The organism is Bartonella tribocorum (genome assembly GCF_002777915.1).
Lineage (GTDB): Bacteria > Pseudomonadota > Alphaproteobacteria > Rhizobiales > Rhizobiaceae > Bartonella > Bartonella tribocorum_A.
The window spans coordinates 1-5,384 of the sequence record NZ_NJGE01000044.1 but is presented as its reverse complement, the minus strand read 5'-3'; the positions used below and the strand labels follow the sequence as shown (position 1 = coordinate 5,384).

Sequence of the window (5,384 nt, the reverse complement as noted above, 5' to 3'; positions counted from 1 at the left end):
AAAGACTGATAAAAAGAGTGGTATTGTCAATGATGCCAATCGCTATGCTGTTGAAACCGTTGGCAACCCTGCTTATCCATTGGAATTGTTTCAAAGGGTTATTACCGTAAGCTTAGAAACAATGAAAATCGTTAAAAACTTACCAAATTTGGTATTAAGAGAAACTGAATAACTTATAAAGCATGCTCACATAATGGGTATGATAAACGCATAAGGGGTATAGAGCTTATAACCATAATCTATACCTCTTTTGTTAAGTTGATTAGATACAATCCTAATATGCGTTATTCTAAAAAGAAAAAACTTGCACTTTTAGATACTCTTATTTGGATTGCTTTAAGACTTTTAAGAAATCCTATCTTAAAGTGAATTAGATCTTTTTACATTGCCTTTAAGAGGTTATACCGTAATCTAAAATGAGTGCTTTATTGTTTTCAAAAGCTTTGTTTAAAGAGAGTTATGTATATTCATTTTACTTATAGGTTTTGTAGGTTCTTAACCCCCCAAAACCCCTACAAAACCCCTTTTTATATATATTATAGATTGTATTTACGGATTGTATTTAATATAGGTTGTTTCTTTAAAACATTAACACATTGAAATATAATGATTTTTATTTTTTTCTCATTAAAAAAAATAATAGAAGGTCTAAAAGGAACTGACAACACTGATACGGTCTATTAAAAAGGATTTTTCTAATCTCTAGAATTATTAATCTCTCTTTAGATGTTTTCATAACAGTCTATAAATCACAATTATCATATTTATCATGTATCTTATGATAAATGGCACAAGGGCTATTTTAATTAAAGCATAACTGATCAGTATCCTAAAAATCTTGATCCTTATTGATGCAAAACTTAATCTTGCCCTTATCTGCCACCAGATGCATCTGACCACCCCACTGGATAGCCCTGCAGTACCAAGCGTGAAATCACCATCCGTAACAACGGTAAAATCTCACAGCTGTTGAATTCACTCAACGAGTGATAAAAGCTTTAGACAAAAATCTGTTTTCTATAAAATTTTTGAGATCGTAAAGGGCTATTTCTTGTCTTTTTTCGATAAATTTAGCTATTTTCTCTTTCCAAGAGTGAGGCTACTCTTCGCAGGAAACCTCTCGTTGATCATCAAGCTCTTCCGCTACCCATTCAATCAAAGCGTAACTCAGCTGTTTAGCTTTTGCTACTTCTTGCGCTAAAGCTATTGCCCGTTCAAGGTGAGTTTCGTTGATGCTGTCGTCAAAGCCTAGATGATCTCCTACTGCAAAACTTTGCTGATAAGAATGCAAGGTCTCAACATCACCTAATAAAGCAAGAGCGCCAAGATGAAGCAAAGCATCATCCGTATCATCTCCCTTATCCGTTGCATCCTGTTGCCAAGGAGCAGTGCTATAATCAGAGCGGAACCTTTCAGAAAGATCAATAGCAGTTACTAACCATTCTAGCGCATCATCAAGCGCCTGTGTTAAACGATCCGCAGTGACTTCTGGTTCAAAGATTTCCAGTCCCTTGGCTTCAAAATTAAGTTGTATATCTGGGATATCTTCCGTGTGGGTAGGATCAATAAATTTGCAAACTGAAGCCAAAATGCCCGTGCTAATCAAAAAGGCGCTATCAAATTGCGGACAATCTTTAGCAACTTCATCGTTGTAAAGAATATCTACTTCACTATCCGCCAATTGATAGCTTGCCATATAATCATCTTCATTGATTTTCTCAGTTGACCAACCTAAACTTTTTAAAAGTTCATGAGCACTTTCCATGGTCAATGGAGCATCTTTGTCATCCGTTTCCTCTACTTCCTCTGTCGGCTCACCTGCAACAGTTTTGGAAGCATCAGATGCCGTTTTGCGGATCCAAGCTTAAAATTGGAGCATTTTTTGGAAAACCCGTTCGATAACACAGAGCGAGAGTAAGAGCGTTGTCAATATCATATTTTGTGATATAATCTGCAAAGCCTAAATAATTTTTTCTTTGAAAACTCTCTTTATAAAACTTGAGCTTTTTGATATTTCCAATCAAAATAAGTGCAATGAGGTGACGTACAGCAAGGTACAATTCACTCTTCGGTGACAAAATCGCATAATCATAGATAATTTGATTGGTGTTTTGGCTATCAGCCCACTTAAGAATATCTGTACAAATCTGCTTTAACTTACCTTCTTCTAGTTCAGAGTCAAACAACTTATAAACTTCTTCTTCCTTTTTGAGAGCTGTATATTGAGGTTTATCGGGGAATACATACCGATGTGCCGTAGAAAAACCAAGTGTTGAAAGTGAAGCTTCGAAAGTAACAGTTGGCTTTTCTTCTTTTATATCAAAACTGTATACTATGTTGATGAGACGGTCTTTTTTTATAAAATAAGCATTACGATCATAGTTTTTATCCCGATAAACTGTCCAGCCCATGGCTTTTAATTGCTCTGCAACTTTATTAAACATAATCAAATCTTGCGAACCAAGACGTGCTTCTGTTGCCTCCCGTTCATTAAGAATTTTTAGATGTTCTTTAGCAAATTCAACAGCGTGACTAACATATTTTTCTACATCACTGTTTTCTAAATTTTCAGGGATCTTGCCTGCTGCAAGTGAATTTTGATAGGATTTTAGGACATCAATTTGACCTGTCAATGCTAAGCAAGCCAAATGCCAGACTATATCTATATTGTAGCTATATTTTTGGAAAAGTGTTTTTCTTTCGATCGACGCTTGTAAATCTTGGGCGCATGCCCATTGTATCACTCGCTCAGAGATTTTTGTCAACTCGTGCTCATTTAATGTCTCTAGACAAATATTAATCTCTTTACCAGAACCGCTAAAAATCCCTCCTCCAAGCGTATTAAAAGAATTATAAATATTTGTAGGTGAGACGCACTCATATTCCCCATTATAGTGAATATATTTGCAAGCTACAGAAATCTCTTCATTAGATATTTCAGCTTCAAGACGAACATTGTAACTATCATGAAGACGTATAAAGCCAAAATCAAACTGAATAAAGCGGTCTGGCAAAGAGAGCCACATCTTTCCAGGTTCTGTGGCAAACCAACCGTGGGTTTTAAGAATACCAGTTGCTGCTGTGAGACTCATCAACCGTTGTTTAGGTCGTTTCTGAGCAAGAATATCATCTAACTCACCATTTTTATAAGCCTCAGCAAAAAAGATCATACGCTCAACCTGTGTCATCTTTTCATAATCAGAAAACTCTGGTACACATAATTGAGATATAGATTTGTAATTCCTTAAAGCCTCAATATTGCCGAGTAAAGCTTTTGCAACAAGAGAATGATTAGCAGATTCTTCATGTAATTTTTGCTCAATATCTTGTGCGTGCGCCCAAACTAACACTTTATTTAAAGCTACCTTAACGTGGTTTTCAAAAAATTCTAGTGCTGTAACTCCAAAATTCTCTTCTGAAGAAATCAGCATATCCTCATATTGGTATCGCGATTTCTTACCGTTAGCGTATTCCCAGCCAAGACAATAGGCAGCTGTAGTAAGACTGACAGAAACCCACAATCTTCCGCTATCCCGTCCATAATCTATAACACCATAGTGAATACGCACGATACGATCAGGGAGATGATAATAAGCAAACATATCATCCATTTCATCGCGATGAGGCTCCCAGCCAAGTCTTTTTAAAATCTCTGTTGCATCTTTGGTTTGCATCGTCATTACCCTGCGTGCTCTTTAATTCTTTTACAGAGAAATTCATAAAAATTACTTGCGTAATACTGGGGATCGCTAGGTGGAAACTTAAGATAGAGCGGACACTCTCCATCCTGAAACTGAGTATAATCAAAGTAAAAGGTTTCACCAAAATCTGTTCTATTGATAACAAGCTGCTGTGGTTTTGCCAAACCATTTTTTATATCCGTCAAATGATAGAAAACAATATCACCAGCAGGACACTTATCAAAACTTGCGTTATAAATGCTAAAAATTTCATCACCTCCAATTTCTCCTCCTTTATAATTTTTTAAAAAGTCTTTATAAGAAGTTGTAAACTTTACACCAAGAATTTTCTCAGCTTCTTCAATCCTTTCATCACTAACCGCATCCTCTGCAGTGCCAAAATCAACAATATCACTATATTTCTCAACTAGTATGACAACATCATCTAAGGTATAGGTTTTCATAGATGATCCCCCCTAAAAATATTAACGATACCTGCATTCTTGAAAAGAAAAAAACGGTGGTTTAACATTGCAATTCGGAAGTAAAACCACCATACAAAGAAATTTACTTCAAGTTATCTGTAATCCTTTTACAGAGAAATTCATAAAAGTTACCTGCGTAATACTGGGGATCGCTAGGTGGAAATCTAAGATAGAGTGGACACTCCGCATCTTGAAATTTAGAGTAATCAAAGTAAAATGTCTCACCAAAATCGGTTCTACTCACAACAAGCTGCTGTGGTTTTGCTAAACCATTTTCTATATCCGTTATATGATAATAAACAATATCATCACTACGAGCAATTTCAAAGTTTGTATTATAAACACTTAATATTTCCTCACCACAGATCTCTGCTCTTCCATAGTTTTTTAAAAAACTTTTGTAGGAAGTTGTAAACTGCAAACCAAGAGTTTTTTCTGCTTTTTCAATCAGTACATCATCAACTTCATCATCAACAGTACCAAAATTGATACGATCGCTATATTTATCAACTAATTGTGCAACATCATCTATAGTATAAGTTTTCATAATTTTTTCTCCATAAATTGTCATTTTTTAGCTTCTATATTTTCTTTTCATAATCTTTAGCACGTTCCTTCCAATATTTCTGTCTCCACAAAGCAAATGCATCCCTATCAATACCCGATCCCATTGTGTTAGGATTAATATGAATAGCAGAATGATGTTTATTATGAAATGCATTTGTAACTTCTGCTATGGGACCATCATGTGTTTGCAGCATATGATGCAATTCAACAGGTTTATTATCAAAGCCAATGGGTGCTCTTCCTGTTTCCATCCTCTCAATATTGGTACCCCATATTGTTTCCTGTTTTTCAGTCCATTTAACTCTTTTGTTAGGATCAAACAAATCGTTTCTCTTATAGACTTTGTTTGTCTGACCAAATTTGCTATCGGTAAATTTAATGGGTTTTTCTTTTAACCAACTCTTTTTTTCTTGAGCAGCAAGGTTGGTCAATTCTTTCTTCACTGCAAGTTTGGCAGGATCTTTTTTACTTAAAAGTGAGCACTTCCTCTCCCAAAATTGAGAGTAATCGGAGAACAATGTCTCACTAAAATCAAGTTCTACTCACAACGAGCTGCTGTGGTTCTACTAAGCTTTTTTCTATCGTTTAAGTTGCAGTAAACAATATCATCACTAGGAATCCTGCTCCTCAATACTTATAAAGACTATATATT

3 protein-coding genes and 1 pseudogene are annotated in these 5,384 nt (G+C 35.3%); all 4 read right to left on the bottom strand.

Features of this window, described 5'->3' with window-relative positions:
• Positions 1 to 1,099: 1,099 nt before the first annotated feature.
• Positions 1,100 to 3,674, bottom strand: a pseudogene (locus CER18_RS09370) (DUF6990 domain-containing protein).
• Between the two features lie 5 nt (positions 3,675 to 3,679).
• Positions 3,680 to 4,144: an SMI1/KNR4 family protein gene (locus CER18_RS09365; protein WP_100129708.1), complete on the bottom strand. Its 465-nt coding sequence runs from the start codon at positions 4,142 to 4,144 to the stop codon at positions 3,680 to 3,682.
• 103 nt (positions 4,145 to 4,247) lie between these two features.
• The gene (locus CER18_RS09360; RefSeq protein ID WP_100129709.1) at positions 4,248 to 4,712 is read right to left on the bottom strand and encodes an SMI1/KNR4 family protein; all 465 of its coding nucleotides are present in this window, start codon (positions 4,710 to 4,712) and stop codon (positions 4,248 to 4,250) included.
• Positions 4,713 to 4,746: 34 nt separating this feature from the next.
• The gene (locus tag CER18_RS09355; RefSeq protein WP_348602867.1) at positions 4,747 to 5,175 is read right to left on the bottom strand and encodes an HNH/ENDO VII family nuclease; all 429 of its coding nucleotides are present in this window, start codon (positions 5,173 to 5,175) and stop codon (positions 4,747 to 4,749) included.
• Between the last annotated feature and the right edge of the window lie 209 nt (positions 5,176 to 5,384).

Bases quoted from the DNA above. Each gene is read 5' to 3' on its own strand.
- CER18_RS09365 (WP_100129708.1), bottom strand. From the start codon at position 4,144: ATGAAAACCTATACCTTAGATGATGTTGTCATACTAGTTGAGAAATAT.
- CER18_RS09360 (WP_100129709.1), bottom strand. From the start codon at position 4,712: ATGAAAACTTATACTATAGATGATGTTGCACAATTAGTTGATAAATAT.